Below are 25,632 nucleotides of genomic sequence, written 5' to 3'. Positions count from 1 at the left end.
GGGCGGGCGGGCGGGCGGGCGGGCGGGGTATGTTTCGTCGGTGGCGGTCGATCGGTTCGACGTCGTGGTCGTGGGGGCGGGTCCGGCCGGGGCCGCGGCGGCGATCGCCGCGTGCCGGGCCGGTGCGTCGGTGCTGTTGCTCGACCAGGCCACGTTTCCGCGGGACAAGACGTGCGGGGACGGCATCGCGACTGCGGCGGTCGAGGTCCTGGAATCGCTCGGCGTGACCGGGGTGACCGACGGCTACCCGGCGATCGGCCGGTTGCGACTGGTCAGTCCCGGTGGGTCGACGGTCGCGCGGCCGTTGCCCCGCCCGGCGTACACCGTGCCCCGGAAGGTTTTCGACGATCGACTGGTCCGGGCCGCCGTGGCCGCCGGCGCCGAACTTCGCCGGCACACCGTGCGAGCGTTCCGTGACGAGAGGGCCGGGCCGGTGGTCGTCGACGGCCGGTTCGAGGCGGCGGTGCTCATCGGCGCCGACGGCGCCGGGTCGGTCGTGCGGCGCACCCTCGGGTTCCCCGGCAATCCGGCCGGGCATCTGGCTTTGGCAATCCGGGGGTACGCGCCGGCGCCGAACCTCACCGAGCAGGTCATCGTCACCACGGAGCGGCAATGGCCCGCGTACGCCTGGTCGTTCCCGATCGGCAACGGCACCGCCAACATCGGGTACGGCGAGGTGTTGCGCCGCGAACCGCTCTCCCGGGCGTACCTGCTGGAGCGCCTGCACGATCTCCTGCCCGTCGGCGAACCGACCGGCCTCCGGGCGCACCACCTGCCGTTGTCCACCCGGCGGCCGCCGCCGGGCCGTGGCCGCACGCTGCTCGCGGGCGACGCGCTCTCGTTGATCAATCCGTTCACCGGCGAAGGCATCTTCTACGCCGTCCTCTCCGGCGCGCTGGCCGGGACCGCAGCGGCCCGCGGCCCGCAGTCCGTGACCGAACGTTACCGAGCCGCGCTCCGCCAACGGCTCGGCCGGCACCTGCGCCATTCCAGCGTCGCCGCCCGGCTGACCCGCCGCCCCCGCGCCGTGGACGCCGCCATGACCGCGGCCGCCCGCGACGGCAGGGTCTTCAACCGGCTCGTCGGCCTGGGCCTAGAAGACGGCATAATGGATGCGCGCACAGTCACCCGCATCGCCGCCAAGCTTTTCCTGCCCGCCGGCACCGATATCCGGCAACAATAAAGGCTTGCTTCTCCGCTTTCGCATTCGTGGGAAGCGCCCAATTTGCTCAGCGAGCAATAGGCGGCGCCCGACGCATTCCCGCAACAATTGTTATTCCCCTGCCGGCCTTATCTTGGGGCAGCGATCTGCCCCAGTCCGCGCGACAGCATCGCGCGCTCCGCATCGTTCGCCCAGCATGGCCGATAGATGCCGAACGATTGCCTCGCGCACGCCGCCCCGCCTCCGCTGGACGGCGAGTCGCATGCGTTGCCGGAGTACCTGCGTAGGCACTCCCTCGCCCCATCGTGCGGATTTTCCCTGCCCTGCGTGCTGCTGCTGCGCCTGGCTTGCGTGCTTTGCCCGGCTTGCGTGCTGCGCCTGGCCTGTGGGCGCGTTTCAAGCCGCCTGTTCGTCTGCGTCTGGCGATTCATCCAGATCCGCCGGTTGGTCTGGGGTCACTGGTTTGTGTCGCCCCGCCGGTTCGTCCTGATTTGCGGGGTCGTTTGGATCTACCGGTTTGTCGCGGGCTGCCGTACTGGCGGGCTCGTCGCAGCCGGCGGGCTTTCCCGGGTTCGGTGTGCTCCTCTCGGCACGCGGACTTTCCGATCGGTGGCTCGTCTCGGCTCGGCTCGGCTCGGCTCGCGGGCCGGGCCGGGCCGGGGGCGGGGTGGGGTCGGGTGGGCTCGGGCCGCTGGGTGGGTTCGGGAAGCGGCGCCGGTATGGGCGGCGGCGAGGTCTCCTCCTGGTTCCCGGGTCTGGACCGGCGGGTGGGCTTTTCCAGGTCCGCGAACTCCACCCGGACCGGGGGATTGGGTCGCCGGGCCGGGTCCCGGCGGCTGAGCGAACCCAGGCAGCAGCGGGGTACCCGGCAGCTGTGTGGGCTCCCTCCCGTTCACTGGCCTTGACCGGCCGATCGGCGCGGTCGCCTCCCGTCGTGCGGGCTTCTCGCTGGGCCCAAGCTGGGGCCTGCGCGCAAGCTCGGGTCGGTCCGCGAGCTCGGACCGGCGCGCAAGCTGGGGCCTGCGCGCAAGTTGGGACCGGCGCGCAAGCTCGGACCTGCGTGCTACCTCGGGTCGGTCCGCGAGCGCAGACCGGGGCGCGAGCTCGGACCTGCGCGCAAGCTCGGGTTGGTCCGCGAGTTTGGACCGGGGCGCAAGCTCGGGCCTGCGCGCAAGCTTGGGCTGGTCCGCGAGCTCGAGCCCGGGGCGCAAGCTCGGGTTGGTCCGCGAGGTTGGACCGGGGCGCAGGCGGGGGCGCAAGCTCGGACTCGGGCGCAGGCTCGGACCGGTCTGCGAGCTCGAACCGGGGCGCAGGCTTGGGCGCAAGCTCGGACCTGGCTGCAGGCTCGGACTTGAGCGCAAGCTCGGACCTGGTCGCGGGCTCGGGCGGGGGCGCAAGCTTGGGGCGGTCTGCAAGCTCGGGCCTGGGTGCGGGCTCGGACCTATGTGCGGGCTCGGGCCTGGGCGCGAGCGCGGCCTGTGCCGCTGTCGGCACCGGGGTGATGGCGGCCGGCCTGCCATTGGGATGCGACGCACTGGAGGCTGGGTCACGTCGGGGCGCAACCGCGTCGCTCGGGGCGGACGGTGGGCTTGGCTGCGTCAAGGTGGCCTCGGCCGGCCAGATCAGCGGCGGGACGGCCTCGATGGAATCGTGCAGACCCAACTCGCCGCACTCCCGGGAGCAACCATGGGAGCGGCACAGCTTCCACGCGTATCTGCGGGCAAGTCCCCACCGCCGATGACGCGCGTGCTCCCGACGGAATTCCTCCTTGTCCGGCGACCAATTGCGTGCCCTTGTGCGATCCCGCATAGCATCCGTCACCGGCCGGGAGAATAGTGAAAGTTGCTGGTGCCGCATGCGAACATTATCGCGCCCCAAGAATGGACCGAGCAAATATTCGATCATGCCGATCCGGAAATTGATCCAGGCCCCGGGAGAGCGCTTGCCTAGACAATTGTTGGACCGGGTGGCGGCGAAAATTTGTCACATGGAGGTGCTGCCGGGGGTCGCGAGGACGGTCTACTGTGCACTCATGTCGCGTTCCTGCTTGGCGGGGGTGTGGGGCGCTGGGTCGTGGTGTTCCGGGGCTTGCTGTCGCGGCCTTCTTCACGGGGTTCACGTTGCCTGGGGCTGGGGCCTTTCCGAGGAGCAGGCGGCCAAGAGCGGGGCCGCTCGTCCTGGCACCTGCGGTGGTGCTGATTGCCGCCGGTGACGGCGGCCGTCATCCGGAATCGGTGGGGGCCGGCACCGGGATCAGCGGATTGGTCGCTGCGGCGAGGCTGGTGGCGGCGTTCTTCCTAGTCCCGTGGGGCCGACCCGGCCCGGGGTAGGGCGACCCGGCCCGTGGGGCCGACCCGGCCCGGGGTAGGGCGACCCGACTCGGGGTGGGGGCGATTTGATCTGGGATGAGGGTGACCCGACTCGGGATGGGGCGCACGGGACGACGTCCAGTTGCTGCGTCGAACGCGGCGGTGGTGACGGGCGCGGCCCGGGTGGCTGAGCATGGGGGCGCGCACCGGATCAAGGGCCGGTGCGCGCCGGGGGTTCACTTCGAGTCGATGCGGCCGGCCGGGTGGGGCGTCGCGACCTCGGTGTCCCACGCGGTGGGGTCGATGCCGAGCGCCGTCCGCAGAAATGCCGTCGACGACCGCCGGATCAGCTCGACCCGCGCCGGGCTCTCGTCGGTTGTGTCGGCGGCGCGGTAGCCGTGGATGCCGCCGAGCGAATGTTGTCCGCCGAACACCGTGACCAGGCTCCGTGCCCCCGGACTGAGCCGGTGGACGTCGGTGAACCAGTCCGGCCCGCGGGTCGAGAGCTGGGACTGGTCGTCATCGCCGGCGACGACCAGGGTCGGTGTCTTCAGCTGGTCGAAGTCGGGGTTCATGAAGGAGAAGTGCTCCCGGGCGAACGGCACCAACTCCTCCCCGCCGAGCCCGGTCGTGGCCAGCAGTACGCCGGCTTTGACCCGGGGGTCGGTGCGGTCCGGGCCCGGCCGGCCGTCGGCGTCGAGCACGCGGGCGCCGAGCAGCATGCCGGCGGACTGCCCGCCCCACGAGTGCCCGGCGACGGCGAGCCGCTCGAGGTCGACACGCTCGGCCAGGTCGGGCACCGCGGCCAGGACCGTGGCGAGGTCGTCGAGGACGCGTTCCAGGTCGTCGACGCGGGTCTGCCAGATGGTGGGGTAGCGCGGATCGGCCGGGGTGACGCCGAGCGTCGCGGAGTCCAGGAAGGTCGGTTGGACGACGACGAAGCCGTTCGCGGCCCAGTGGTCGACGAGCGGGTCGTACCAGTCCATCGCCCCGCCGAAGCCGTGCGCGAAGACGATCACCGGGAGGCCGGTGCCGTCGGTCGGGGCGGTGACGCGGACCTGGAGGTCGTCGCCGCGGCCGGGTGCCGGCAGGACGACGGGCTTGACGGAGAAGATCGGCATGGGGGTCTCTTTCCAGCAGTGGAACGTTGCTCCGTTTCACTGTACGCGGAACGTTGCTCCGTTTTTCGTGACCCGTGGCACAGGCCCGTGGCACAATCGGGCGGTGGTGACCACGGAACCGGGCAGCCCCGCCCCGAAACGGCGGGCGGACGTCGCGCGCAACGAGCGCGCGCTGCTCGACGCGGCGGCCGAGGTGTTCGCGACCTCCGGTGTCGGAGCCACCGTCCGCGAGGTGGCCGCCGCCGCCGGCGTGGGCATGGGCACGCTCTACCGCCACTTCCCGACCCGGGCCGACCTGATGGTCGCGGTCTACCGGCACCAGATCGACGCGTGCGCGCAGGCCGGACCGACCCTGCTCGCGGCCGCCCCGACCCCGTTCGCCGCGCTGCTCGACTGGATCCACCTCTTCGTCGACTTCCTCGGCACCAAGCACGGCCTGGCCAAGGTGTGGCAGGGCGACGACGCCGGCTACACGGCCCTGCACCAGCTCTTCCTCGACCGGCTGGTGCCGGTCCTCGCCGACCTGCTCGAGGCGGCCCGCCGGTCCGGCGAGGTGGTGGCCGACATCCGGGCGTACGAGCTGATCCGCGCCGTCGGCGACCTGGTCGCCTGGACCGTGCGGGACCCGAACTACGACGTACGCCGCATCGTCACCCTGCTCGTCACCGGCCTGCGCCAGCCGCAGCCGACGCGCCCGGCGTGACCCACCGGCCGGCGCGCGAGGAGTTGCTCGACCGTCCCGCCGAGGCCGCCGGGTCGGTCGCCGTCGGTCACCCGGCGCGGATCGCCGTCGACGGCCCGCCCGCCTCGGGCAAGACCACGCTCGCCGACGAGTTGGCCGTCGTGCTGCGCGCCCGGGGCCGCCACGTCATCCGGCGACGATCGACGATTTCCTGTTCCCGCCGGCGCGGCGCTACGCCCGTGGCGAGTTCTCGGCCGAGGGCTGCTACTTCGACGCCCACGCCGGCGAGTCGCTGAACCGGCTGCTCCTCGACCCGCTCGGGCCGGGCGGGGATCGACGCTTCCGGTACGCGCCGCACGACCGGGCCGTGGAGCGCGCCGTGCTCCGCGAGCGTCAGGTGGCCGCGGCCGCCGTCGAACGTCGCCGGCGCGAGCGGTACTCGTCGAGCGCGCCGGGTCGGGCGCCCTGCGAGTCGTCGTCGACAGCACCTTCCCGCTCACCGAGGCCGCGAAGGCCCACGAGGTCGGCATGGCCGGGCACGCACCGGGGAAACTCGTGCTCATTCCCTGACCGGGCCGGCGCGGCTAGGGCGCGAAGCACGTCAGCGTCGAGCCGGTCCGGCCGTACAGCCGGCCGGCAGCAACCACCGGTGCGCCCCGCAGCGCGCTGGTGTCGGCACCGAGTCTGATCGGGCTGCCGGTGTTCGTCGCGAGCGCGGCGAGCGGCTTGCCGGCGGCGCGCCACCCGTAGACGACGCCACCACCGAGCGCGAACTCGATCGGGGCGTCGTCGGCGAAGGAGGCGCTCCAGGCCTTGCGCCCGGTGGCCGCGTCCACCGCGAGCAGGCCCTTGTCGGCGTACGTGTTCAGGTAGACCCGCTCGCCGTCGGTGGCGAAGCCGAACGTCGCACCGTAGTCGGAGAAGGTCGCGAGCAGTTTGCCGGTGGACGCGTCGAGGGTCCGGATCCGGTCGTCGGGGTCGCAGCGCGTGAAGAACCGGGAGCCGTCGGTGGAGGCGCCGATCGGGATGGCGCAGCCGCTTCCCGCCGTCCACACCGTTTCACCGGTGGTGAGGTCGACCGCGGCGGCCGTCCCGTCGTCCCCGTCGACGACCATCCGGCCGCCGGCCGACACGGTCGCGCCGTTCACCACTCCCACCCGGGACCACAGCGGTGCGCCGTCGGCGATCCGATAGCCGCGAAGCACGTACTTGCTTGTCGAGGCGTCCCACGCGCTGCCGACCACGACACCGCGGTCGACCAGCAGGCCGTATATCGGGGCGGCGATCTGCCGTTCGTAGCGGGTCTCGCCGGTCTTCACGTCGAGCGCGATCAGATAGGCCTTGCCCGAGGTGCACTTGCGGTACTGGGCGAGCAGGGTGCCGCCGACCACGGCGGCCAGGTCGATGTCCCGATTGCCGTCGACCGCGGTGCGCCATCTGAGCGCGCCGGTTGCGGCGTCATAACCACTGATCCGGTACGCCTCCGCGGTGATCAGCCGGCCCGAGGCGACCAGCGGCCCGGACGGGTTCGCGCACTTCACCGTGCTCATCGGGACCGTCCAGCGGGGCCGGAGCCGGCCGGCGACCGACGGGGTCAGCACGCTTTCGCCCGGGTTGAAGAAGTCGCCGGTCGCGTGCGCCGCGGCCTGCCCCCACTCGTCCGGCCCGCCGGCCGCCGCCGGGCCGGCCCCGGCGGCGACACTGAGCACGGCGGCCAGGACGATCGACAAAGCATGACGTTTCACGGCAGCTCCTCATCTCGGATCAGACAAGGTACAAATTACGACAAAAGCCGCAGTCGCCGCTCCGCCGGCAACCGGAGTCACGCAGATGACGCCCGCCCGGGGGCGCGTGTCATGGTTCCGCCCTGTCGCAGTCCTGGATCCGGCGTTCTTCGATGCCGGAACCACCGTTCCAGCGAAAGAACACCCGGTGTCGCGGTGCGTACGACCAGCCGGCTTGGCCGCCGTGGCCGCCGACCATCAGATCAGGCAGGCGGGCCGACACCTCGCCCGCCGGCGACACGAGGAAGGCGCCGGCGCCGTCGGTCAGCGCGACCAAGTGCCGCGACTCGGGGTCGTAGTGCAGTTCGCCCTTGACCTCGCCGTGCTCGTTGCGGGGGAACACGTCGCAACTCACCAGGGTGTGCGGCTCCAGCCGCTCGTCCGGCTCGCCCGGAACATCGAAGAAAGCCAGCTGACGGTACGGGTGTTCAGCCGCTTCGTCGTCCAGGGCGAGCACGAACGTCCGGGCGTCGACGAACGTGCACGGCCGATCCCAGTTGTAGCCGAAAGCGGTGCCGACCGGGATGCTCGTCGGCTCGTAACCGGTCAGGAACGCCTCGGTGGTGAAGACCCGCACCATGTCGACGGGGGCCCACACCCAGCCGTTGCTCAGGAAGTGGCGTGAGTCGGGCGAGACGTGCAGCAACGAGTGGAAATAGTCGATGTCCTCGACCTCCCCGATACGTTCGGTCAAGCAGGCGCCGCTCGCGGCGTCGAAGACGTCCAGGCGGTTCCACCGGGTCTGGGCGACGAGCAGGGTGCGCCCGCCCCGGTCGAGGAAGCCGATGGAGTAGCTGGACACGTCCGCGTGGTAGTCGGCCCGGCTGAGCTCGCGTACCGCCCCGGTGGCGGTGTTGACCAGGGCCGCGTTGACGCCGAACCGTTCGGTCACGCACACCCAGGGGCCATGGACGTAAAGCCTGAGCTCCGATTCCCGGCCCTCGCCTGTCCCGGGGCCGATCTCGCGGATGCTCGGCACCTCGGCGATCGGGTCGCACCTCGTGCTTCCGGCGCCTACCCGCAGCAGCCGGCCGTCCGCGAAGACGAAGTAGGAGTGCGGCGACTGCTCAGCCGGTGTCACCGCACGCACGTGCCGATCCCGGAGGTCCACGGTCATCCGAGCAGCCTGGTGGCGGACCTCGAGGGGAGGCAAGGCCCGCGCGGATTTTCGCTGGCAGTGAACGCTGGAAGATCGGTCGGGCCGCCGCGGTTGAGCGGACCGTACTCAACTTCTCGGAGGTGCCGAGTGGCCAGCAAGAAACTTCCCGTGTTGTTCCTCGACGACGTCGTCCTGCTGCCGGGCATGGTCGTGCCGGTCGAGCTCGACGAGGCGGCGCAGGCCGCCGTCGACGCCGCCCGCACCTCGGCGGGTTCCGAACTGCTCATCGCCCCGCGGCTGGAGGACCGGTACGCGTCCTTCGGTGTGGTGGCGAGCGTCGAGCGGGTCGGTAAGTTCCGTGGCGGTTCCGCCGCGGCGGTCCTGCGCACCGGCGCGCGGGCCCGCATCGGCATCGGCGTGACCGGGCCCGGCGCGGCGCTGTGGGTCGAGGCCGATCCGGTCGAGACCGGTGCTCCGGGCCAGCATGTCGGGGCGCTCGCCGACGAATACAAGCAGCTCGTCGTCTCGGTGTTGCAGCGACGCGAGGCCTGGCAGGTCATCGACACGGTGAACGCCATCGCCGACCCCGGTGACCTGGCCGACACGGCGGGCTGGGCGGCGTACCTGTCGAACGACCGTAAACGGGAGCTGCTGGAGACGCCCGACGTCGAGGCCCGGCTGCGGCTGCTCATCGAGTGGACCCGCGACTTCCTGGCGGAGTCCGAGGTCAGCGACAAGATCGACCACGACGTCCGGGAGTCGGTGGAGAAGCGCAACCGCGAATACCTGCTGCGGGAGCAGCTCAAGGCGATCCGCAAGGAGCTCGGCGAGGGCGAGGCCGACGGGACCGACGACTACCGCAGCCGGGTGGAGGCGGCCGACCTGCCGGAGGCGGTCCGGACGGCCGCGCTGGGCGAGGTCGACAAGCTCGAACGGGCCGGCGACCAGAACCCGGAGGCGGGCTGGATCCGCACCTGGCTCGACACCGTGCTGGACCTGCCGTGGAACGTGCGTACCACGGACAACACCGACCTGGGTGCGGCGCGTGCCGTGCTCGACGCCGACCACCACGGCCTGGACGAGGTCAAGGAGCGCATCGTCGAGTACCTCGGCGTGCGCGCCCGCCGCGAGTCGCGGGGGCTGTCCACTGTCGGCGGCCGCGGGTCCGGCGCGGTCATCCTGCTGGCCGGTCCGCCCGGGGTCGGCAAGACCTCGCTCGGCGAGTCGGTGGCGCGCACTCTCGGCCGCAAGTTCGTCCGGGTCGCGCTGGGTGGCGTGCGGGACGAGGCGGAGATCCGGGGCCATCGGCGTACCTATGTCGGCGCTCTGCCCGGCCGCATCGTCCGGGCCATCCGCGAGGCCGGTTCGGTGAACCCGGTGGTGCTGCTCGACGAGGTCGACAAGGTCGGCAGCGACTACCGCGGCGACCCCGCGGCGGCGCTGCTCGAGGTGCTGGACCCGGCGCAGAACCACACGTTCCGCGACCACTACCTCGACCTCGACCTGGATCTGTCCGACGTGCTGTTCATCGCGACCGCGAACGTGCTGGAGACGATCCCGCAGGCGCTGTTCGACCGGATGGAGCTCATCACGATCGACGGCTACACCGAGAACGACAAGGTCGCGATCGCCCGCGACTTCCTCGTGCCCCGCCAACTCGAGCGGGCCGCCCTGTCCGCCGGTGAGGTGACGGTCACCGAGAGCGCGCTGCGCGAGATCGCCGCGAACTACACCCGCGAGGCGGGCGTACGGTCCATGGAGCGGTTGCTTGCCAAGGCGTTCCGCAAGGTCGCCCTGCGCAGCTTGCCGGCCACCGTGGCCGCGTCGGACCTCAAGGAGCTGATCGGGCGGCCCCGGTTCACGCCGGAGTCGGCCGAGCGCACCGCCGTCCCGGGCGTGGCCACCGGTCTCGCCGTCACCGGGATGGGTGGCGACGTGCTCTACATCGAGGCGTCGCTGCTGCCCGGCGACAAGGGCGGCCTGTCGGTCACCGGCCAGCTCGGCGACGTGATGAAGGAGTCGGCGCAGATCGCGCTCTCCTACGTGCGGGCGCACGCTTCGGAGCTCGGCATCTCGCCCGAGCAGCTCGACCACCCGATCCACCTGCACGTGCCCGCGGGGGCGGTGCCCAAGGACGGGCCGTCGGCCGGCGTCACGATGACGACCGCGCTGGTCTCGCTGCTGCTCGGCCGGGACGTGCGGGCCGAGGTCGGGATGACCGGCGAGATCTCGCTCACCGGCCGGGTGCTGCCGATCGGCGGGGTGAAGCAGAAGCTGCTCGCCGCCCAGCGGGCCGGCCTCACCGAGGTCTACCTGCCCAAGCGCAACGAACCCGACCTCGACGACGTCCCCGCCGACGTGCTGGACGCACTCACCGTCCACATCGTCTCGGACGTCCGCGAGATCCTCGGCACCGCGCTGGACTCGGTGTCCACCGGCATGGTGGCGGCGGCCTGAGCCGACGATCCGGATGGCACCGTCGTCCCCGGCGGAACGTGACAGGTCCGCCGGGGACGACGGGTGTCAGACCTTCCGGAGCCGGATCAGCGCACTGGCGTGCTCACCCTCGGGCAGGGCAAGCGGAAGACCGGACCCCAGGAGTACGGCACCGGAGTGCACCACCCCGGTGTCCTGATCGAGGTAGTCGGCGCCGGCCTCGATCCCGGTCAGTCGCAGCGGGGCGGGGTCGTGGCCGAACGGCCGTTCCGGGCACCAGGCGAGCACCACGAACTGGTCCTCGTGGGCGTAGCCGACCCCGGTCAGCCGGCCGTCGCCGGTCAGCCGGTGGGCGGTGCCGAGCTGGACCACCGGCCGGATCTCCTTGTACGCCGCGACCAGCTCGGCGGCCTCCGTCAGCTCGTCCTCGGACCACGTGGTGAGGTCGCCGCCGAGGCCCAGCGCGCCGGCCATCGCGACGTGGAAGCGGAAGCGCAGCGGGGTCCGCCGGGCGGTGGCCACGTTCGGGCTGTCGGTCACCCAGGCACCCATCACCCGGGCCGGGAAGAGCTGACCGAAACCGTGCTGGATGCCGATCCGGTCGACCGGATCGGTGTTGTCGGAGGTCCACACCTGGTCGGTGCGGGCGATGATGCCGAGGTCGGCCCGCCCGCCGCCGCCGGAGCAGGCCTCGATCCGCAGCCCCGGGTGGGCGGCGCGGAGTCGGTCCATGATCTGGTAGACGGCCCGGGTGTGGTCGAGCCACAGCCGGTCGGGGTCCTCGTGGCCGGGCCAGCCGGCCTCGGTGAACGGGCGGTTGGCGTCCCACTTGAGGAAGTCGATGTCGTTCTCGGCGACCAGCCGGTCGAGCCAGGCGTAGGCCCACTCGCGGGTGTCCGGCCGGGCGAGGTTCAGCACGAGCTGGTTGCGCATCTCGGTACGGCCGCGGTGGGCCATGTGCAGCACCCAGTCCGGGTGTTCCCGGTAGAGATCGCTGTCGGGGTTGACCATCTCCGGCTCGACCCACAGGCCGAAGAGCATGCCCAGCCGGTGCACCTCGGCGGCCAGCGGGCGCAGACCGTGCGGGAAGCGGTCCGGGTTGGGCGTCCAGTCGCCGAGGCCGGCGCGGTCGCTGACCCTGGCGCCGAACCAGCCGTCGTCGACCACGAACAGCTCGGCGCCGAGCCGGGCGGCCCGCGCGGCCAGGGCCGTCTGGCCGGCCTCGTCGACGTCGAAACCGGTGGCCTCCCAGGAGTTGTAGAGCACCGGCCGGGTCTCCTCGGGACGGGGCAGGACGTGCCGGCTGACGTACGCGTGCCAGGCCCGGCTCGCCGCCCCGAACCCGCCGCCGGTGTAGAGCCCGGCGAACACCGGTGTCCGCAGGGTCTCGCCCGGTTCCAGCGACCACGCGAGTCCGTCGTGGCCGTGGCCGCCGGTCCATGTGGCGCGGCCGGCCGGATCGCGGTGCAGGGTGATCCGCCAGCTGCCGCTCCAGGCCAGCGCGGTGCTCCACACCTCGCCGTGTTCCTCGTCGGCGGTGCCGTCGTCCAGAGCGAGCCAGGGGTTGGCCTGGTGACTGGTCATCCCGCGGCGGCTGGTCAGGACCGTCTCGGCGATCGGCACCTCGGTGCGGCGCAGCCGGAACTCGCTGTTCCAGGCGCCGACCAGGTGACTCATCCGGTAGTCGGCGCGGTGCGGCAGGGTCCAGGCCGCGCTGTCGGCCCGCTGCACGGTGATCTTCTCGCCCCGGTTCTCGACGGTCGTCCACCGCTCGATCACGTCGCTGTCGTCGTGCACCCGGTAATGCAGGGTGACGCGCAGCGGGTAGTGCCGGTCGTCGAGGTGGATGCGCAGGTGACCGGCGTCGGTGTCGTGGCCGGCGTAGCGCCACTCGACGCCGCGGCTGCCGTCGGCGAAACGCACCCGCAGGCCGGCCGGCCCGAAGCGGGCGCCACCTTCCACGGCCAACTCCTCCGGGCCACCGACGGTGTCGAAGCTGCTGCCCGCCGGTGGGGTGCGCGCGGCCAGCTCCCGCGCCTGCGCCGGGGTCAGCGGTGCACCCCAGTGCAGATGCCGCACGTTGTCGTCGTCGTCGAGCCGGACGGCATAGGACGTCGACGGCGTGTGCAGCAGCCAGAGCCGCTGGTCCGGCTCGAAATGCAGGTCGGGCATGGGGGTCCTCGGCAGACGGGCGTCGGTGGGTTCGGCGAGCGTAGGTCGGCCTTCGCCGCCGAATCAATACTTGACGAAGGAAATTATTGTGCCTAACTTTCGGATATGTTTCCCGACGCCACGGCGCCCGCGGTGACGTCCGTGTTCACGGCTGTGCTCACCGAGGGGCCGCTCAGCCGCGTCGCCCTCGCCCGCCGCCTGGGCCTGTCGTCGGCCGCCGTCACCAAGGCGGCGCGTCCGCTCATCGAGCTGGGTTACCTCGAGGAACTGGCCGCGACCGAGCGCACCGGGCCCGGTGCCGGCCGCCCGGCCAGCCCGCTGACCGTCCGGGCCGGCCGGGAGTTCTTCGTCGGCGTCAAGATCACCGGGGACGAGCTCATCGGGGTGCTCTGCGACCTGCGGGCCGAAGTCCGGGCCTCGGCGCACCGCCGGCTGGTCGCCGCCGACGTCGAGCACGTCCTGGCCGAGCTCGCCGAGTTGGTCGACGACCTGCTCGGGTCCTACCGTGACCGCGCCCACCGGCTCGGCCTGGCCGTCTCCGGCGACGTCGACCAGGCCACCGGCCTGGTGCGTTACTCGCCGTTCCTGCACTGGCGCGACGTGCCGCTGGGCGAGCTCGCCGCCCGGAGCACCGGACTGACCGTCACCGTCGAGAACGACGTCAAGGCGCTGACCACCGCCGAGCAGTGGTTCGGCGAGGGCGTCGGCGCCGACTCGTTCGCCCTGGTGACCGTCGGCGCCGGCATCGGCTGCGGCCTCGTCGTCAACGGCCGGCTGGTCTCCGGTGCGCACGGGGTGGCCGGCGAGATCGGCCACGTCGGCTTCGACGTCGACGGACCCGCCTGCCACTGCGGCAGCCGCGGCTGCGTCGAGGCCGTCGCCGGCACCGACGCCATCGTCGGCCGGGCCCGCGAGGTCAGCGGCCGCCCCGGGCTCACCCTCGACGACGCGGTGGCGCTGGCCCGGGCCGGCGACGCCCCGCTCGGCGCCGTCTTCGCCCGCGCCGGCACCGCGATCGGCGCCGGCATCGCCGCGGTCGCCAACCTGGTCGGCCCGGCCCGGATCGTCGTCTCCGGCGAGGGCCTGTCCGCCTACGACCTGTTCGAGCCGCACATCCGGGCCGGTTTCCAGCGGCAGGCCTTCGGCGCGGCGGCCGATTGCCCGCTGTCGATCCGGCCGCTGCCGTTCGAGGAGTGGGCCCGGGGCGCCGCCACGGTCAGCATCAAGGCCCTCGTCGCTTCCTGAGCACCGCCGCCGTCGGCTCGCTTCAGCGGTTGGTCATGCTTTCCGCCTGCTCCGAATAGCGGCCGCCCTGGATCTCCACCTGGGCCGTGGCGGCGTCGATCTCGGCAAGGTCGTCGCCGCTCAGCGTCACGTCGGCGGCCCCGGCGTTTTCTCGCAGACGCTCCAGGCGGCGGGTGCCGGGGATCGGGACGATCCACGGCTGCTGGGCGAGCAGCCAGGCCAGCGCGATCTGGGCGAGGGTCGCGCCCTTGCGGGCGGCGATCTCCCCGAGCAGGTCGACCAGCGCCTGGTTGGCCTGGCGGGCGTCGGCACCGAAACGGGGGATGGTGGTGCGGATGTCGCCCGGGGTGAACGCCGTATCGCTGGTGATCGTGCCGGTCAGGAAACCCTTACCGAGCGGGCTGTACGGGACCAGCCCGATGCCGAGCTCCGCGCAGAGCGGGACGATCTCCGCCTCGGGACGCTTCCACCACAGCGAGTATTCGTTCTGCAGCGCGGTGACCGGCTGCACGGCGTGCGCGCGGCGCACAGTGGCGGCGGCCGCCTCGGACATGCCGAAGTGCGTCACTTTGCCGGCCTCGATCAGCTCCTTGACCGCGCCGGCCACCTCCTCGATCGGCACGTCGGGGTTGACTCGATGCTGATAGAACAGGTCGATGTGGTCGGTGCGGAGCCGCTTGAGCGAGGCGTCGGCGACCTGCTTGACGTGCTCCGGACGGCTCGACAAGCCGGTCTGCTTGCCGTCGGAGTCGAACGCGAAGCCGAACTTGGTCGCGATCACGACCTGGTCGCGGACCGGCTCGAGGGCCTCCCCGACAAGCTCCTCGTTGACGAACGGGCCATAGACCTCGGCCGTGTCGAAGAAGGTGATGCCGCGCTCGACAGCGGCCCGGATCAGGGCGATGTTGGCGTCGCGGTCGGGCCCCGGCCCGTAGCTCTGGCTCATTCCCATCGCGCCGAAGCCGATGGCTGACACCTCGAGGTCGGTGCCGAGTACGCGCTTGCGCATGATGTTTCTCCTCCCGGTCGGCAAACCAACGGTAGAGGTGCGGCGGGGCCGGCGGTGGCTACCCGTTCCGGTGAGGCCGACACGATCGACGTCACCGGTGGCCGGCCCGGCCGTTGGGTGGTCGAGCAAGCACTGGCCGTGGCCGGTGTCCCGGATCGTCCCGACCCGAAAGTGGATGGGTGGTCTTCCCCACTCGATCGAGGGGCCGTCTCGCCGTGCGCCGTCCGAAGATCGGCAATACGGTCGTCGGGAGCGCAGTATTCGCCGGGTGGCGTGGAGGGGGACCGCGGTGTCGTTACTTGTCTTGCTGATCGGCGGCGGGATCCAGGCCAGCCTGCTTCTGGCCCTGGTGCTGCTGGGAATCGTCGCTCGTCGCCAGCGTGAACTGGCTGACGTGGCGACGGAGCACGGGTGGGCCGTGCCCATCACCGATGAGGTGGACGTCGTGGCGGCCTACGCCGAGACCGCGGCCGCGGCGGCGGAGCGGGCCCAGGAGGAGGCAGACCAGGCGCAGGGCCAGGCGGTGCAGGCGGCCGCCGCCCGGGACATCGCCGAGCGGCGCCATCGGCTGGTGCGGAAGAACGCCGAGGCGGCCGGCGAGACCCATCAGCTCGTGCAGCGGGCGGCGTTGGACGCGTACAGCCGCAATGAGCTCTCGGTGTCCGAGCTCAACCGGATCTGGCAGCACGTGCAGGTGCCGGTCGAGGCCGCACCGGGCCCGGCGGCGGTGCCGCTCGGCTGGGAGCTGCGGGTGCGGGAGGCCGAGCGCCGCTACGAGCGGGCGGCGGCCGACGCGGCCCGGGCCGAGCAGGAGGCGCGGCTGAAGGCCGCCGCCGCCGCGACCCTGGCCGAGGAGGCGCGAGCGGCCGAGTCGCAGCTCGCCCTGGCCCGGCGTTCGGCGAGCACGGGTCTGGTCGGCCTGCTGCGCGCCACCTGGGCCGACTCGCCCGCCCCTGGAACACTTGTCGGTCGGTGACGGCACCGGGGCCGGTGTCGATCCGGTCCCGGGCCGTTCGACCTTGGGGTGCGAGGGTCGCAGGGACCCGCCGGACAGGGAGATCCACGATGGCCAAGTACATGCTCATCATGCGAGGCACCGACGAGACCAACGCCAAGATGATGGCGACCCCGTTCGAGGAGATGCTGGCGACCGTGGGCAGCTTCAACGAGGAGCTGATCCGGGCCGGCGTGCTGATCGCCGCCGAGGGGCTCGAGGACCCGGCGCAGGGCGTGGTCGTCGACTACAGCGGGGAGACCCCGGTGGTCACCGACGGGCCGTACGGCGAGACCAAGGAACTTTTCGGCGGTTTCTACCTCATCGACGTCGCCACCAAAGAGGAGGCGGTCGAGTGGGCGAAGCGGATCCCGGTCTTCCCCGGGGCGCGGACCGAGGTCCGGCGAGTGCCCGGCATCGACGAGTTCCCCCAGGACAACGAGTGGGTCATCCGCGAGCGGGCGTGGCGCGAGCGTACCGGTCAGCTCTGATGGACCGGGCGTCCGGCGGTTCCCGGCGCGCCGACTCGGCGCGCCGGGCCGTCGAGGCCGTCTGGCGGATGGAATCGGCCCGGATCGTCAGCGCCCTCGCCCGCTACACCCGGGACTTCGAGCTCGCCGAGGACGTGGCCCAGGAGGCGCTGGCCGAGGCCCTCGTGGCCTGGCGACGCGACGGCGAGCCGGCCGACCCGGTGGGGTGGTTGCTGTCCACCGCCCGCCGGCGCGCCATCGACTCCTTCCGCCGCCGCTCCGCGCTCGACGACCGCTACGCCACGCTGGCCGCCGCGCAGGCCGAGACCCAGGAGATCGACGGGGATCCGGACCGGATCGACGACGACATCCTCGCCCTGATGTTCATCTCCTGCCATCCGGTGCTCTCGCCCGAGGCCCGGGTCGCGCTGACCCTGCGCGCCGTGGGCGGCCTGACCAGCGAGGAGATCGCCCGCGCGTTCCTCGTGCCGGTGCCCACGATCCAGGCCCGGATCACCCGGGCCAAGAAGACCATCGCGGCGGCGGGCGTGACTTTCGAGCTTCCGCCGGCCGAGGAGCGCGGGCACCGGCTCAGCGGGGTGCTCAGCGTCCTCTACGTCGTCTTCACCGAGGGCGCGACGGCGTCGGCGGGGGAGCGGCTGTTGCGCACCGATCTCGCGTACGAGGCGATCCGGCTCGCCCGGATGCTGGTGGCCCTGCTGCCCGCGGAACCGGAAGCACACGGCCTGCTGGCTCTGGTCGAGCTGACGGCGGCGCGGTTCCCGGCGCGTACCGATCCGGCTGGTGATCCGATCCTGCTCGCCGACCAGGACCGGCGGCGGTGGGACCGGTCGGCGATCCGGCGCGGCCTGGCCGCGCTCGGGCAGGCCGCGTCGGCCGGTCGTGGCCTCGGCCCCTACGGCCTGCAGGCGGCCATCGCGGCCACGCACGCCGCCGCCGCGTCGGTCGAGCAGACCGACTGGGAACGGGTGGTGCTGCTGTACGAGGCGCTCGGCCGGGTGGCGCCGTCGCCGGTCGTCGAGCTGAACCGGGCCGTGGCGGTCGCGATGGCCACCGGCCCGCTCGACGCGCTGGTCATCGTCGACGAGCTGGTCGTGACCGGCCGGCTGAGTGGCTCGCACCTGCTGCCCACCGTGCGCGGCGAACTGCTGACCCGGCTCGGCCGCACCGCCGAGGCCCGCGCCGAACTGGAACTGGCCGCCAAGCTGTGCGGCAACACCCGGGAGCGCTCCGTGCTGCTGCGCAAGGCGGCCGCCCTGGGCTGACCCGGCGGGCCCCGTCCCGGCGAGCCCTGTCCCGGCAAGCCCTGTCCCGGCGCGGCATAATGGCGCGCGTGAAACTTGCCGAGGCCCTCGCGCTTCGCGCGGACGCGTCGCGCCGGGCCGAACAACTCCGTTCCCGCGTCGCCGGCAGCGCCCGCTACCAGGAGGGTGAGACGCCCGCCGAGGACGCCGCCGCGCTGCTGGCCGAGGCCGGTGAGGTGCTCGACCAGCTCGAGTCGCTGATCCGCCGGATCAACCGGACCAACGCCGCCACCGATGTCGGCGACGGCACCCTCACCGACGCGCTGGCCCGCCGCGATGTCCTGCGCCTGCGGCACGGCGTCGTCACCTCGGCCGCCGATGCCGCGGCCGGCGACGGTCAGCGCGGTTTCCGGCAGCTGCGCTCGGAACTGAAGATGATCCCGGCGCTGCCGGTGGCCGACCTGCGGCGTCAAGCCGACGACCTGGCCCGGCAGCTGCGGGAAGTGGACACGCTGATCCAGCGGACCAACTGGGAGGCCGACCTGCTGGACTGAGAACGCGGAGCAGGTAACCGACGTGGAGGCGTGCACACACCCGAGAGCCGGCGGGTAATTCGGCTCCTTTCTTGGCGCGCCGAGGGCAGGCGCAGGGGTTCGACTCCCTGACATACAGCGCACGCCCAGCACGGTGCACAAGTGACGGCACACCGGGTACAGCACACCACCGGGTGCAGATCCATGTCGGCGAGGGCGGGAACGGGGAACTCCGCGGCATCACCTCGCGGCGGCGACGCCGCTGAACGAACGGATCAGCGGGCCGGCCTCGGCGGCCCGCCAAGCCAGGATGAGCGGCGGTTGTGGACGCCGGAGGACATCTTCGTGCCCGAGCCGCTCAGCCCGTGCGGTTCACGGCGTCAGCACGACCTTGCCGTGCGGGTGGCCGGAAAGGCTGAGCCGGACGGCGTCGCGCCACTGTCCGAGGGGGAAGGTCTTCGCGATCGGCAGGCGGAACTCGCCACGGGCCGCGAGCGTGGCGTATTCCGGCAGGAGAGTGGCGAGCGGGGTCAGGCCGGGCCGCAGTTCGTCGAGGTTGACGCGGGCGCCCAGCTTGCGGGCCTCGTCGTGGTTGCTGACCGTCACCACGCGCCGCGGGTCGCCGCCGGCCAGCGCGATGAGGTCAGGCAGCGTTCCCGGGCTCGGCCGCGGCGTGTCGAGCACGAAGTCGACGTCGGCACCGCCGGTCAACGCGCGTACCCGTTCGGAAAGACCCTCGCCATAGGTGGTGACGCGCGCCCCGAACTGTTCGAGGTCGGGGGTGAAGGTGGGACCGGCAGTCGCTATGACGCGGGCTCCGCGGCGCAGCGCCATCTGCGCGGCCGCGTAACCGACCATGCCGCCGGCGCCGTGTACGAGCAGTGTGGCGCCCGGCCGGAGGGCGATGAGTTCGAGTGTCCAGGCGGCCGTCTGCACGACCATCGGCAGGGTGGCGGCTTGTGCCGCGTCGAGCTGTTCGGGTACGGGGACCCAGTTGTTCAGGATGGCCGCGTCGGCCGCGCCGGCGCTGGGCTGCCCGGCGAAGTCGGCGGTGCCGAAGACGACGTCGCCGATCCGCACGTTGTCGCGGCCGGGACCGGCCGCTTCGACGACCCCGGCCACGTCGTAGCCGATGCCGCGGGGCAGCGTTCCCGGCCGGAAGCCGCGGCACAGCTCCCAGTCGGCCGGGTTGAGCCCGGTCGCGAGGACACGCACGCGAATCCGGTCGCTCGGTGGGTCGGGGATCTCGATGCGTTCCTCGCGCAGGACCTCCAGCGGCTCGCCGAAGTCGTGGAAGCGGATGACACGGGTCATGATTCCTCCCAGGTAGTGACAGTCACTGACGCTACCACGGAAGTGTCAGTGACTGACGTCAACTAGGATCGGGGCATGCCGAGAAGTGGCGCCGAGGCGCGAGCGAGGTTGCGCGAGGCGGCGCTCGATCTCTACGGCGAACAGGGCTACGAGGCCACGACCACGGCCGAGATCGCGGCCCGGGCGGGCGTGACCGAGCGAACTTACTTCCGCCACTTCGCCGACAAGCGCGAGGTGCTCTTCGACGGCGAGGCGGAGCTGCGCGACGTCATGCGCGAGGCCATCGCGTCGGCGCGGGACGAGGGGCCGCTGGCAACGGTCCTGCGTGCCTATGCGGCGGCGGTTCCGCTGTTCGTCGCGGGCCGTCCCGTCGCCGTGCGGCGGGCCGCGATCATCGCCACGTCGCCCGCGTTGGCGGAAAGAGCCCACGCCAAGTCGGCCTCGCTGACCGAGGCGCTGGTCGCGGCGCTGCGCGAACGCGGGATCGCCGAACCCACGGCGCGCCTCGCCGCACGGGCGGGCGCCGCCGTCTTCGAACGCGCGAGCCAGGCGTGGGACGGTGAATCGGCCGCGGGCCTCGAGGCGCTCATCGCCCGGGCCGAGGTGGAGTTGCGCGCCCTGACCGAGAACCGCCTCGGCTGACCCCGCCGGGCGTCGACCCGGGACGGCTCGTCCCGGATAGGCGGTTCGGCGACCCGACGAAGCAGGGCGGGCACGTCGCCCCGCTCCGGTCCCACCGGGTCGGCCCCGCGCGAACGTCTTCCTCGGGTGACCCGGCGTGGTGCCGTTCGCACTCCTTCTGGTCGGGCTCTTCGCTGACGACCCTCTCGTCACAGCCCTCGTCGCCGGCCGGGAACCGACGGTCCGACGCGGCCTCCGAAGGGGTGATCGAGGGGTCCGGCAAATCGGGCATCGGCCGGCACCCGGGCTGTTAACGGTGGGTTACGGAAGTTTCGAAAAGATGTCGTCAGTGTCTTGTCGGTCACATTCAACTCGTGTTTACTGCGTGCAACACGAGTTGAATTGGGGTTGCTTCGATGCGCATCATCCTCGACACGGACCTCGCCATGGGCGCGCCCGGCTCTGACATCGACGACGGGTTCGCCCTGGCTCTCGCCCATGCCGATCCCGACATCGAGCTCGATCTGATCACCACCGTCAACGGCAACACCGACGTCGAGAGCGCCACGATCCTGACCGGCGAGCTCGCGAACCGTCTTGGTCTGCGGGGCGTGCCCATCGTCCGGGGGGCCTCCGCCGCGTACACCCGTCCCGACCGCAAACGCACCCCGGCCGACAACGTCCTGGCGTTGCGCGACTCGGCCCAGGCGCCCGCTCCCGGTTACGCCGCCGTGGCGATCGCCGAGCACATCATGGCCAACCCGGGGGAGATCACCCTGGTGGCGATCGGCCCGCTGACCAACGTGGCGGCCGCGTTGCTGCTCGAGCCGCGCATCGCCGGCGCGGTCAAGGAGATCGTGATCATGGGCGGGATGTTCTTCGGGACCATGTCCAGCCGGGACATGCCCGGCGAGTTCAACGTCTGGGTCGACCCCGAGGCCGCCCAGGCCGTGCTGCGCTCGGGGGCGCCGCAGCGCTGGGTGGGCCTGGACGTCACCCTCCAGGTACGCCTGACCCGCGAGCACGCCCGCCGGATGCTCGAGGCGAGCACCGCGTTCGCCCCGTTCGCCGGCGAGTTCACCCTCGCCTGGATCGACCACATCGCCGAGCGTTTCCCGGGCAACGCCCTCGAAGCCGACTCGTGCGCGATGCACGACCCCCTCGCGGTCGCCGTCCTCACCCGGCCCGAGATCTGCGAGTTCCGCGAGGTGGCGGTGTCCGTGGTGACCGGTGAGGGGGAGGCGCGCGGCGTCATGATCACCGACCGCCGGGAGGGCGCCGAACCGCCGGCCGCCAACGCGCGGGTCGCGGTGAGCGTCGACGCCGATGCCTTCACCGAACGTTTCCTCGGCCTCATCACCGGTCTTTGAGCAAGAGAAGGGACGCCCCCGATGAAATTCATAAAGCCAGTAATCGCGGCCTTGGCCGCCTCGGCCCTGGTCCTCTCCGGCTGCTCCGGCGCGGACGGTGACAGCAGCGGCGGCAGCGGCGGTGGCTGGTCGCTGCCGAGCAGCGACCCGACCGCGACCGTCAAGGTGCTCAGCATCCTCGACCTCAAGACTGCCCACATGCAGGAGGTCATCGACGCCTTCCAGAAGGCGCACCCGACCATCAAGGTGGACTACCAGTCGGTGCCGTTCGACAGCCTGAACAGCACGCTCGACGCGCGGATCGCCAACAAGGGCGGCGACCCCGACGTCTACTGGGCGGACCAGCCGCGCATCTCCGCGCTCGCCGCCCGCGGCGAGGCGGAGGACCTGACGAAGGCTTTCGCGAGCTTCAAGAGCACGTTCGACCCGACGGCCTACGACTCGGGGATGTACCAGGACAAGCTCTGGGCGTTGCCGATCGCCAACTCCACCCAGCTGCTCTACTACAACAAGGCGCTGCTGAAGAAGGCCGGCCTGCCCGAACCGTCCGCCGACCCGGCCCAGCGGATGACCTGGGAGAAGCTCACCACCGACGCGGCCAAGGCCAAGTCGGCGGGCGCCCAGTACGGCTTCCTGTTCGGCCAGTTCGACCGCTACTACCAGCTGGAGCCGCTGCCGGTGCAGCTCGGCGGGTCGGTGGGGGCGTCCGGCGACAAGAACCTGACGCCGGACTTCACCTCGGAGTCGTGGGTCAAGGCGTTCACCTGGTACGGCGATCTGTTCAAGCAGGGTGTCGCGCCGAAGGGGATGAAGTCCGAGGAGACCGATCCAGCGTTCGTGGCCGGCCGGGCCGCGTACATGGTCGAAGGCCCCTGGTTGATCCCGCAGCTCGGCGAGTCCAAGGTCGACTGGGGAGTCGCCCCGCAGCCGGTCTTCGACGGCGGCAAGCCGGCCACCCCGACCGGCTCCTGGTCGCTCGCCATGAACCCGTTCAGCAAGCAGAAGGAAGCCGCGGCGATCTTCATGAAGTGGATGGCTGTCGACGAGGGCGGCGGCTACATCAAGTACCGCTCCGACCCGGAGCTGGCGGCCACCCCGGACGGCAAGAAGATCTACTTCCAGAAGTCGGTGTTCTCCTCGCCGGCCGGCCAGAACGCCGCGAAGATCATCGACTTCGAGACCTCGAAAACCGCCGTCAACCGGGTCCCGACGATCGGCTACATCGAGTTCGAGACGATCCTCAACCAGGCCTTCGCCGACATCCGTAACGGTGTTGACGCGAAGACCTCGCTGGACAGTGCCTCGGCCCAGCTGGCCACCGCTTGGAAGAAGTATCAGTAATGGCCTCCTCCACCGTATCCGCGCCCGCCGCCGGTAAGCGGCGGCGGGCCGGCCGCCGGCAGGAACTCGGGTGGGCCGCGATCTTCCTGTCGCCCGCGATCGCCGCGCTCATCGTGCTGCGCGTCGTGCCGACCGTCGGGGCTCTCTCGCAGAGCCTCTACAAGGCGTTCCCGGGCGGCATCATCCCGGCCACCTTCCACGGGCTGGGCAACTACGAGTCGCTGTTCGCCGACCCCAACTTCGTCGGCACCATCGTCCGTACGCTGATCTTCAACGTCATCATCAACCCGCTGCAGATCACGCTCGCGTTGCTGCTGGCGGTGTTGTTCGTGCAGAAGATCCCGGCCGTCGGGGTGTGGCGCACGCTGGTGTTCGTGCCGGTGACCGTGCCGATCGTCGGCTCGTGCATCGCCTGGGGTGCGGCGCTCAACCCAAACGGCCCGATAAACGCGCTGATCAGCGCGATCGGCGGCAACCCGCAACCGTTCCTGACCTCACCGAACCAGGCCCTCGCGGGCATCATCCTGCTGGCCAGCTGGATCGGCATCGGCTACTGGATGCTGTTCCTCATCTCCGGCCTGCAGGCGATCCCGGAGGAGCTCTACGACGCCGCGAAGATCGACCGGGCGGGCGCGATCCGCACGTTCTTCAGCATCACCGTCCCGATGCTCAAGCGGCCGCTGCTGTTCGTCCTGGTCGCCGACACGGTCGCCAACTTCGTGCTGTTCGTGCCCGTTCAGCTGCTGACCCAGGGCGGTCCGCAGAACAGCACGACGTTGCTGATGTTCGACGCCTACCGCACCACCTACGGGTACGGCAGCCGGAACCTGGGCGCGGCCGAGGTCGTCATCCTCACCGTCATCATGATCTTCTTCGTGCTCCTGCAGTTCCGGCTGCTGCGCGAGGAGAGGACGCCGCGATGACCACCACCGAACTGCCCCGGCGCCGGTCGAGGACCGGCACGATCGTGCTGACCGCGGTGGCCGTCGTCGTCGGGCTGGCGTTCGTCCTGCCGGCCGTCTGGATCCTGATCGGATCGTTCCGCCCGAACGCCGAGATCCTCACCACGATGTCGCCGCTGAGCTGGCATCTGGTCATCCCGTCCGAGGTCACCTTCGAGAACTACGTGCACCTGCTGGTCGACTCGGGATTCGCGCGGGCGCTGCTCAACTCGTTCGTCGTCTGCATCGCCTCGGTCGGGATCGGCCTGGCGCTGTCGGCGATGGCCGCGTACGCCCTCGCGGTCTACGAGTTCCCCGGCCGCAACCTGATCTTCGCGGTGATCGTGATCAGCTTCATGGTGCCGTTCGAGGCGATCGCGATCCCGCTGGCCCAGCAGTTCACCGACTGGGGGCTGGGCAACACCATGATCGGGTTGATCCTGCCCGGCATCGGCAACGGTCTCGCCATCTTCAACCTGCGGCAGTACTTCATGGGCATCCCGCAGTCGTACCGGGAGGCCGCGATGCTCGACGGCGCCTCCGAACCGAGAATTCTCTTCTCGCTGTACGCCCGGCTCAGTGGTCCCGCCCTCACCAACTCGGCCCTGCTCATCTTCCTCGGCCAGTGGACCGCTTTCCTGTGGCCGCTGCTGATCGTCAGCGACAACCGGCTGCAACTCGCCCCGGTCGCCCTGGCCGGTACCTTCGGCGAGCACGCGGCCGACTACGGGCAGAACTTCGCCGGCACCATCGTGCTCACGCTCGTGCCGGCGATCAGCATGTTCGTGCTCCAGCGCTTCTTCGGACGCCTCTCGATCGGAAGTGGAGAGAAGTGAGTAAAGGCATCATCGTGGTGGGTTCGGCCAATCAGGACTACATCGTCCGCGTCGCGGAACCGCCCGGGCCGGGCGAGACCGTCCTCGCCACCGACCTTCTCAAGCAGCCCGGCGGCAAGGGGGCCAACCAGGCCGTGGCGATGGCCCGGCTGCGGGGCGACGTCAGCTTCGTCGCCTCCGTCGGCGACGACGCCGACGGGGCGCAGCTGATCCGCGAGCTGAGATCCGAGGGCGTCGACACGACGAACGTCGAGATCATCAGCCGCGGGCGTACGGGCCTCGCCCTGGTGCTCGTCTACGACTCCGGGGAGAACTCGATCACCGTCGTGCCGGGCACCAACTTCGCGCTGACCAGTGAGCGGGTCGCCCGTACGGTCAATCGGATCACCGCCGAGACCGGCGCCGCCACCATCGTCATGCAGGCCGAGGTGTTGCCCGAGATCATCACCGCGGCCATCACGGCGGCCGCCACGGCGGGTGCCCGGGTGATCCTCAACCTCGCGCCCTACCAGCCGGTGGCCGGCGACCTGCTCGCCCACTGCGATCCGCTGGTGCTCAACGAGGCCGAGGCCGGCGGCCTGCTCGGCTGGGAGGTGCGCGGCGCCGAGGCGGCCCAGCGGGCGGTCGCCGAACTGCGCTCACGCGCCCGCTCGGTCGTCGTCACGGTCGGTGCCGAGGGAGCCTGCTGGGCCGACGCGGACGGCACCGGGCACGTCCCGGCACCCCGGCCCACGGCCGTCGTCGACACCACCGGTGCCGGGGACGCCTTCGTGGGCGCGCTCGCCGTCCGGCTGGCCGCCGGGTCCGGCCTGGCGGACGCGGTGACCGTCGGAGTGCGCGCCGGAACCTTCGCGGTGCAGAGCCCGGGCGCCCAGTCGTCGTATCCTTCGCTCGCGGACCTCGGGCTCGAGGCCGCCTTCAGCTAGGG

Annotated in this window: 21 protein-coding genes and 1 pseudogene; 16 read left to right on the top strand and 6 right to left on the bottom strand. The window is 71.6% G+C overall.

The genetic code is table 11. The annotated features are described in order from the left end of the window. Positions 1 to 40: 40 nt before the first annotated feature. Positions 41 to 1,183: an NAD(P)/FAD-dependent oxidoreductase gene (locus tag Afe05nite_RS39230; RefSeq protein WP_203822408.1), complete on the top strand. Its 1,143-nt coding sequence runs from the start codon at positions 41 to 43 to the stop codon at positions 1,181 to 1,183. 2,524 nt (positions 1,184 to 3,707) lie between these two features. On the opposite strand, the gene Afe05nite_RS39225 is transcribed toward Afe05nite_RS39230, so the two are convergent. Then, complete coding sequence (locus tag Afe05nite_RS39225) at positions 3,708 to 4,592, bottom strand: alpha/beta hydrolase family protein (protein WP_203822401.1); 885 nt, start codon at positions 4,590 to 4,592, stop codon at positions 3,708 to 3,710. A 106-nt stretch (positions 4,593 to 4,698) separates the two neighbouring features. Between Afe05nite_RS39225 and Afe05nite_RS39220 the strand changes: the two genes are divergently transcribed. The 3 genes and pseudogenes from Afe05nite_RS39220 (at position 4,699) to Afe05nite_RS45030 (ending at position 5,844) form a co-directional block, all read left to right on the top strand. Further along, the gene (locus Afe05nite_RS39220; protein WP_438869666.1) at positions 4,699 to 5,295 is read left to right on the top strand and encodes a TetR/AcrR family transcriptional regulator; all 597 of its coding nucleotides are present in this window, start codon (positions 4,699 to 4,701) and stop codon (positions 5,293 to 5,295) included. Then, positions 5,292 to 5,722, top strand: a pseudogene (locus tag Afe05nite_RS39215) (nucleoside/nucleotide kinase family protein); the annotation flags it as partial. The gene Afe05nite_RS39220 and the pseudogene Afe05nite_RS39215, both read left to right, overlap by 4 nt. Positions 5,723 to 5,739: 17 nt before the next feature. Beyond that, positions 5,740 to 5,844: a zinc-binding dehydrogenase gene (locus tag Afe05nite_RS45030; RefSeq protein WP_344223282.1), complete on the top strand. Its 105-nt coding sequence runs from the start codon at positions 5,740 to 5,742 to the stop codon at positions 5,842 to 5,844. A gap of 14 nt (positions 5,845 to 5,858) precedes the next feature. Here the strand turns inward: Afe05nite_RS45030 and Afe05nite_RS39205 are convergent, their stop codons facing one another. Then, positions 5,859 to 7,019, bottom strand: a complete 1,161-nt coding sequence (locus tag Afe05nite_RS39205) for an outer membrane protein assembly factor BamB family protein (protein WP_203822398.1) — start codon at positions 7,017 to 7,019, stop codon at positions 5,859 to 5,861. A gap of 109 nt (positions 7,020 to 7,128) precedes the next feature. Continuing rightward, complete coding sequence (locus Afe05nite_RS39200) at positions 7,129 to 8,175, bottom strand: hypothetical protein (protein WP_203822397.1); 1,047 nt, start codon at positions 8,173 to 8,175, stop codon at positions 7,129 to 7,131. Positions 8,176 to 8,361: 186 nt separating this feature from the next. On the opposite strand from Afe05nite_RS39200, the gene lon reads away from it, so the two are divergent. Continuing rightward, on the top strand, positions 8,362 to 10,614 hold the full coding sequence (gene lon / locus Afe05nite_RS39195) for an endopeptidase La (protein ID WP_239118549.1): 2,253 nt from the start codon (positions 8,362 to 8,364) through the stop codon (positions 10,612 to 10,614). A 66-nt stretch (positions 10,615 to 10,680) separates the two neighbouring features. Here lon and Afe05nite_RS39190 read toward each other — a convergent pair whose 3' ends face one another. Continuing rightward, the gene (locus Afe05nite_RS39190; protein ID WP_203822396.1) at positions 10,681 to 12,765 is read right to left on the bottom strand and encodes an alpha-galactosidase; all 2,085 of its coding nucleotides are present in this window, start codon (positions 12,763 to 12,765) and stop codon (positions 10,681 to 10,683) included. A 105-nt stretch (positions 12,766 to 12,870) separates the two neighbouring features. Here Afe05nite_RS39190 and Afe05nite_RS39185 point away from each other — a divergent pair, with 105 nt between their 5' ends. Then, a complete protein-coding gene (locus Afe05nite_RS39185; protein ID WP_203822395.1) occupies positions 12,871 to 14,010 on the top strand; it encodes an ROK family transcriptional regulator in 1,140 nt (379 codons plus the stop codon). 22 nt (positions 14,011 to 14,032) lie between these two features. On the opposite strand, the gene Afe05nite_RS39180 is transcribed toward Afe05nite_RS39185, so the two are convergent. Continuing rightward, positions 14,033 to 15,019, bottom strand: coding sequence for an aldo/keto reductase (locus tag Afe05nite_RS39180; protein WP_203822394.1), 987 nt, complete (start codon positions 15,017 to 15,019; stop codon positions 14,033 to 14,035). Positions 15,020 to 15,308: 289 nt separating this feature from the next. Between Afe05nite_RS39180 and Afe05nite_RS39175 the strand changes: the two genes are divergently transcribed. The 4 genes from Afe05nite_RS39175 to Afe05nite_RS39160 all read left to right on the top strand — a co-directional run bounded on the left by Afe05nite_RS39175 (position 15,309) and on the right by Afe05nite_RS39160 (position 18,302). Next, positions 15,309 to 15,995, top strand: coding sequence for a hypothetical protein (locus Afe05nite_RS39175; protein WP_203822393.1), 687 nt, complete (start codon positions 15,309 to 15,311; stop codon positions 15,993 to 15,995). Between the two features lie 89 nt (positions 15,996 to 16,084). Further along, entirely contained in the window at positions 16,085 to 16,504 is a 420-nt protein-coding gene (locus Afe05nite_RS39170; protein WP_203822392.1) for a YciI family protein, read from the top strand. Beyond that, positions 16,504 to 17,769 (top strand): RNA polymerase sigma factor, encoded by a 1,266-nt coding sequence (locus Afe05nite_RS39165; protein WP_203822391.1) that lies wholly within the window; start codon positions 16,504 to 16,506, stop codon positions 17,767 to 17,769. The genes Afe05nite_RS39170 and Afe05nite_RS39165 overlap by 1 nt, the downstream gene beginning before the upstream one ends. Before the next feature lie 68 nt (positions 17,770 to 17,837). Continuing rightward, on the top strand, positions 17,838 to 18,302 hold the full coding sequence (locus Afe05nite_RS39160; protein ID WP_203822390.1) for a DIP1984 family protein: 465 nt from the start codon (positions 17,838 to 17,840) through the stop codon (positions 18,300 to 18,302). A 351-nt stretch (positions 18,303 to 18,653) separates the two neighbouring features. On the opposite strand, the gene Afe05nite_RS39155 is transcribed toward Afe05nite_RS39160, so the two are convergent. After that, positions 18,654 to 19,595, bottom strand: coding sequence for an NADP-dependent oxidoreductase (locus Afe05nite_RS39155; protein ID WP_203822389.1), 942 nt, complete (start codon positions 19,593 to 19,595; stop codon positions 18,654 to 18,656). A 75-nt stretch (positions 19,596 to 19,670) separates the two neighbouring features. Between Afe05nite_RS39155 and Afe05nite_RS39150 the strand changes: the two genes are divergently transcribed. From Afe05nite_RS39150 to Afe05nite_RS39125, 6 genes are all read left to right on the top strand, one after another. Beyond that, entirely contained in the window at positions 19,671 to 20,237 is a 567-nt protein-coding gene (locus Afe05nite_RS39150; protein ID WP_203822388.1) for a TetR/AcrR family transcriptional regulator, read from the top strand. 395 nt (positions 20,238 to 20,632) lie between these two features. Continuing rightward, complete coding sequence (locus tag Afe05nite_RS39145; RefSeq protein WP_203822387.1) at positions 20,633 to 21,586, top strand: nucleoside hydrolase; 954 nt, start codon at positions 20,633 to 20,635, stop codon at positions 21,584 to 21,586. Between the two features lie 21 nt (positions 21,587 to 21,607). Then, complete coding sequence (locus Afe05nite_RS39140) at positions 21,608 to 22,927, top strand: ABC transporter substrate-binding protein (protein ID WP_203822386.1); 1,320 nt, start codon at positions 21,608 to 21,610, stop codon at positions 22,925 to 22,927. Next, positions 22,927 to 23,850, top strand: a complete 924-nt coding sequence (locus Afe05nite_RS39135) for a carbohydrate ABC transporter permease (protein ID WP_203822385.1) — start codon at positions 22,927 to 22,929, stop codon at positions 23,848 to 23,850. Before Afe05nite_RS39140 ends, Afe05nite_RS39135 begins: the two co-directional genes overlap by 1 nt. Next, positions 23,847 to 24,704, top strand: coding sequence for a carbohydrate ABC transporter permease (locus tag Afe05nite_RS39130; protein ID WP_203822384.1), 858 nt, complete (start codon positions 23,847 to 23,849; stop codon positions 24,702 to 24,704). Before Afe05nite_RS39135 ends, Afe05nite_RS39130 begins: the two co-directional genes overlap by 4 nt. Continuing rightward, positions 24,701 to 25,630, top strand: a complete 930-nt coding sequence (locus Afe05nite_RS39125) for a ribokinase (RefSeq protein WP_203822383.1) — start codon at positions 24,701 to 24,703, stop codon at positions 25,628 to 25,630. Before Afe05nite_RS39130 ends, Afe05nite_RS39125 begins: the two co-directional genes overlap by 4 nt. Positions 25,631 to 25,632: the final 2 nt, after the last annotated feature.

The sequence above is a fragment of the Paractinoplanes ferrugineus genome, from assembly GCF_016862195.1.
Lineage (GTDB): Bacteria > Actinomycetota > Actinomycetes > Mycobacteriales > Micromonosporaceae > Actinoplanes > Actinoplanes ferrugineus.
This window is presented reverse-complemented; position numbering and strand designations above follow the sequence as displayed.

What these genes read in the sequence shown, in the direction of transcription:
- Afe05nite_RS39225 (WP_203822401.1), bottom strand. Translation starts at nt 4,592, where the DNA reads ATGCCGATCTTCTCCGTCAAGCCCGTCGTCCTGCCGGCACCCGGCCGC.
- Afe05nite_RS39200 (WP_203822397.1), bottom strand. Translation starts at nt 8,175, where the DNA reads ATGACCGTGGACCTCCGGGATCGGCACGTGCGTGCGGTGACACCGGCT.
- lon (WP_239118549.1), top strand. Translation starts at nt 8,362, where the DNA reads ATGGTCGTGCCGGTCGAGCTCGACGAGGCGGCGCAGGCCGCCGTCGAC.
- Afe05nite_RS39190 (WP_203822396.1), bottom strand. Translation starts at nt 12,765, where the DNA reads ATGCCCGACCTGCATTTCGAGCCGGACCAGCGGCTCTGGCTGCTGCAC.
- Afe05nite_RS39185 (WP_203822395.1), top strand. Translation starts at nt 12,871, where the DNA reads ATGTTTCCCGACGCCACGGCGCCCGCGGTGACGTCCGTGTTCACGGCT.
- Afe05nite_RS39180 (WP_203822394.1), bottom strand. Translation starts at nt 15,019, where the DNA reads ATGCGCAAGCGCGTACTCGGCACCGACCTCGAGGTGTCAGCCATCGGC.
- Afe05nite_RS39170 (WP_203822392.1), top strand. Translation starts at nt 16,085, where the DNA reads ATGGCCAAGTACATGCTCATCATGCGAGGCACCGACGAGACCAACGCC.
- Afe05nite_RS39165 (WP_203822391.1), top strand. Translation starts at nt 16,504, where the DNA reads ATGGACCGGGCGTCCGGCGGTTCCCGGCGCGCCGACTCGGCGCGCCGG.
- Afe05nite_RS39155 (WP_203822389.1), bottom strand. Translation starts at nt 19,595, where the DNA reads ATGACCCGTGTCATCCGCTTCCACGACTTCGGCGAGCCGCTGGAGGTC.
- Afe05nite_RS39150 (WP_203822388.1), top strand. Translation starts at nt 19,671, where the DNA reads ATGCCGAGAAGTGGCGCCGAGGCGCGAGCGAGGTTGCGCGAGGCGGCG.
- Afe05nite_RS39145 (WP_203822387.1), top strand. Translation starts at nt 20,633, where the DNA reads ATGCGCATCATCCTCGACACGGACCTCGCCATGGGCGCGCCCGGCTCT.
- Afe05nite_RS39140 (WP_203822386.1), top strand. Translation starts at nt 21,608, where the DNA reads ATGAAATTCATAAAGCCAGTAATCGCGGCCTTGGCCGCCTCGGCCCTG.
- Afe05nite_RS39135 (WP_203822385.1), top strand. Translation starts at nt 22,927, where the DNA reads ATGGCCTCCTCCACCGTATCCGCGCCCGCCGCCGGTAAGCGGCGGCGG.
- Afe05nite_RS39130 (WP_203822384.1), top strand. Translation starts at nt 23,847, where the DNA reads ATGACCACCACCGAACTGCCCCGGCGCCGGTCGAGGACCGGCACGATC.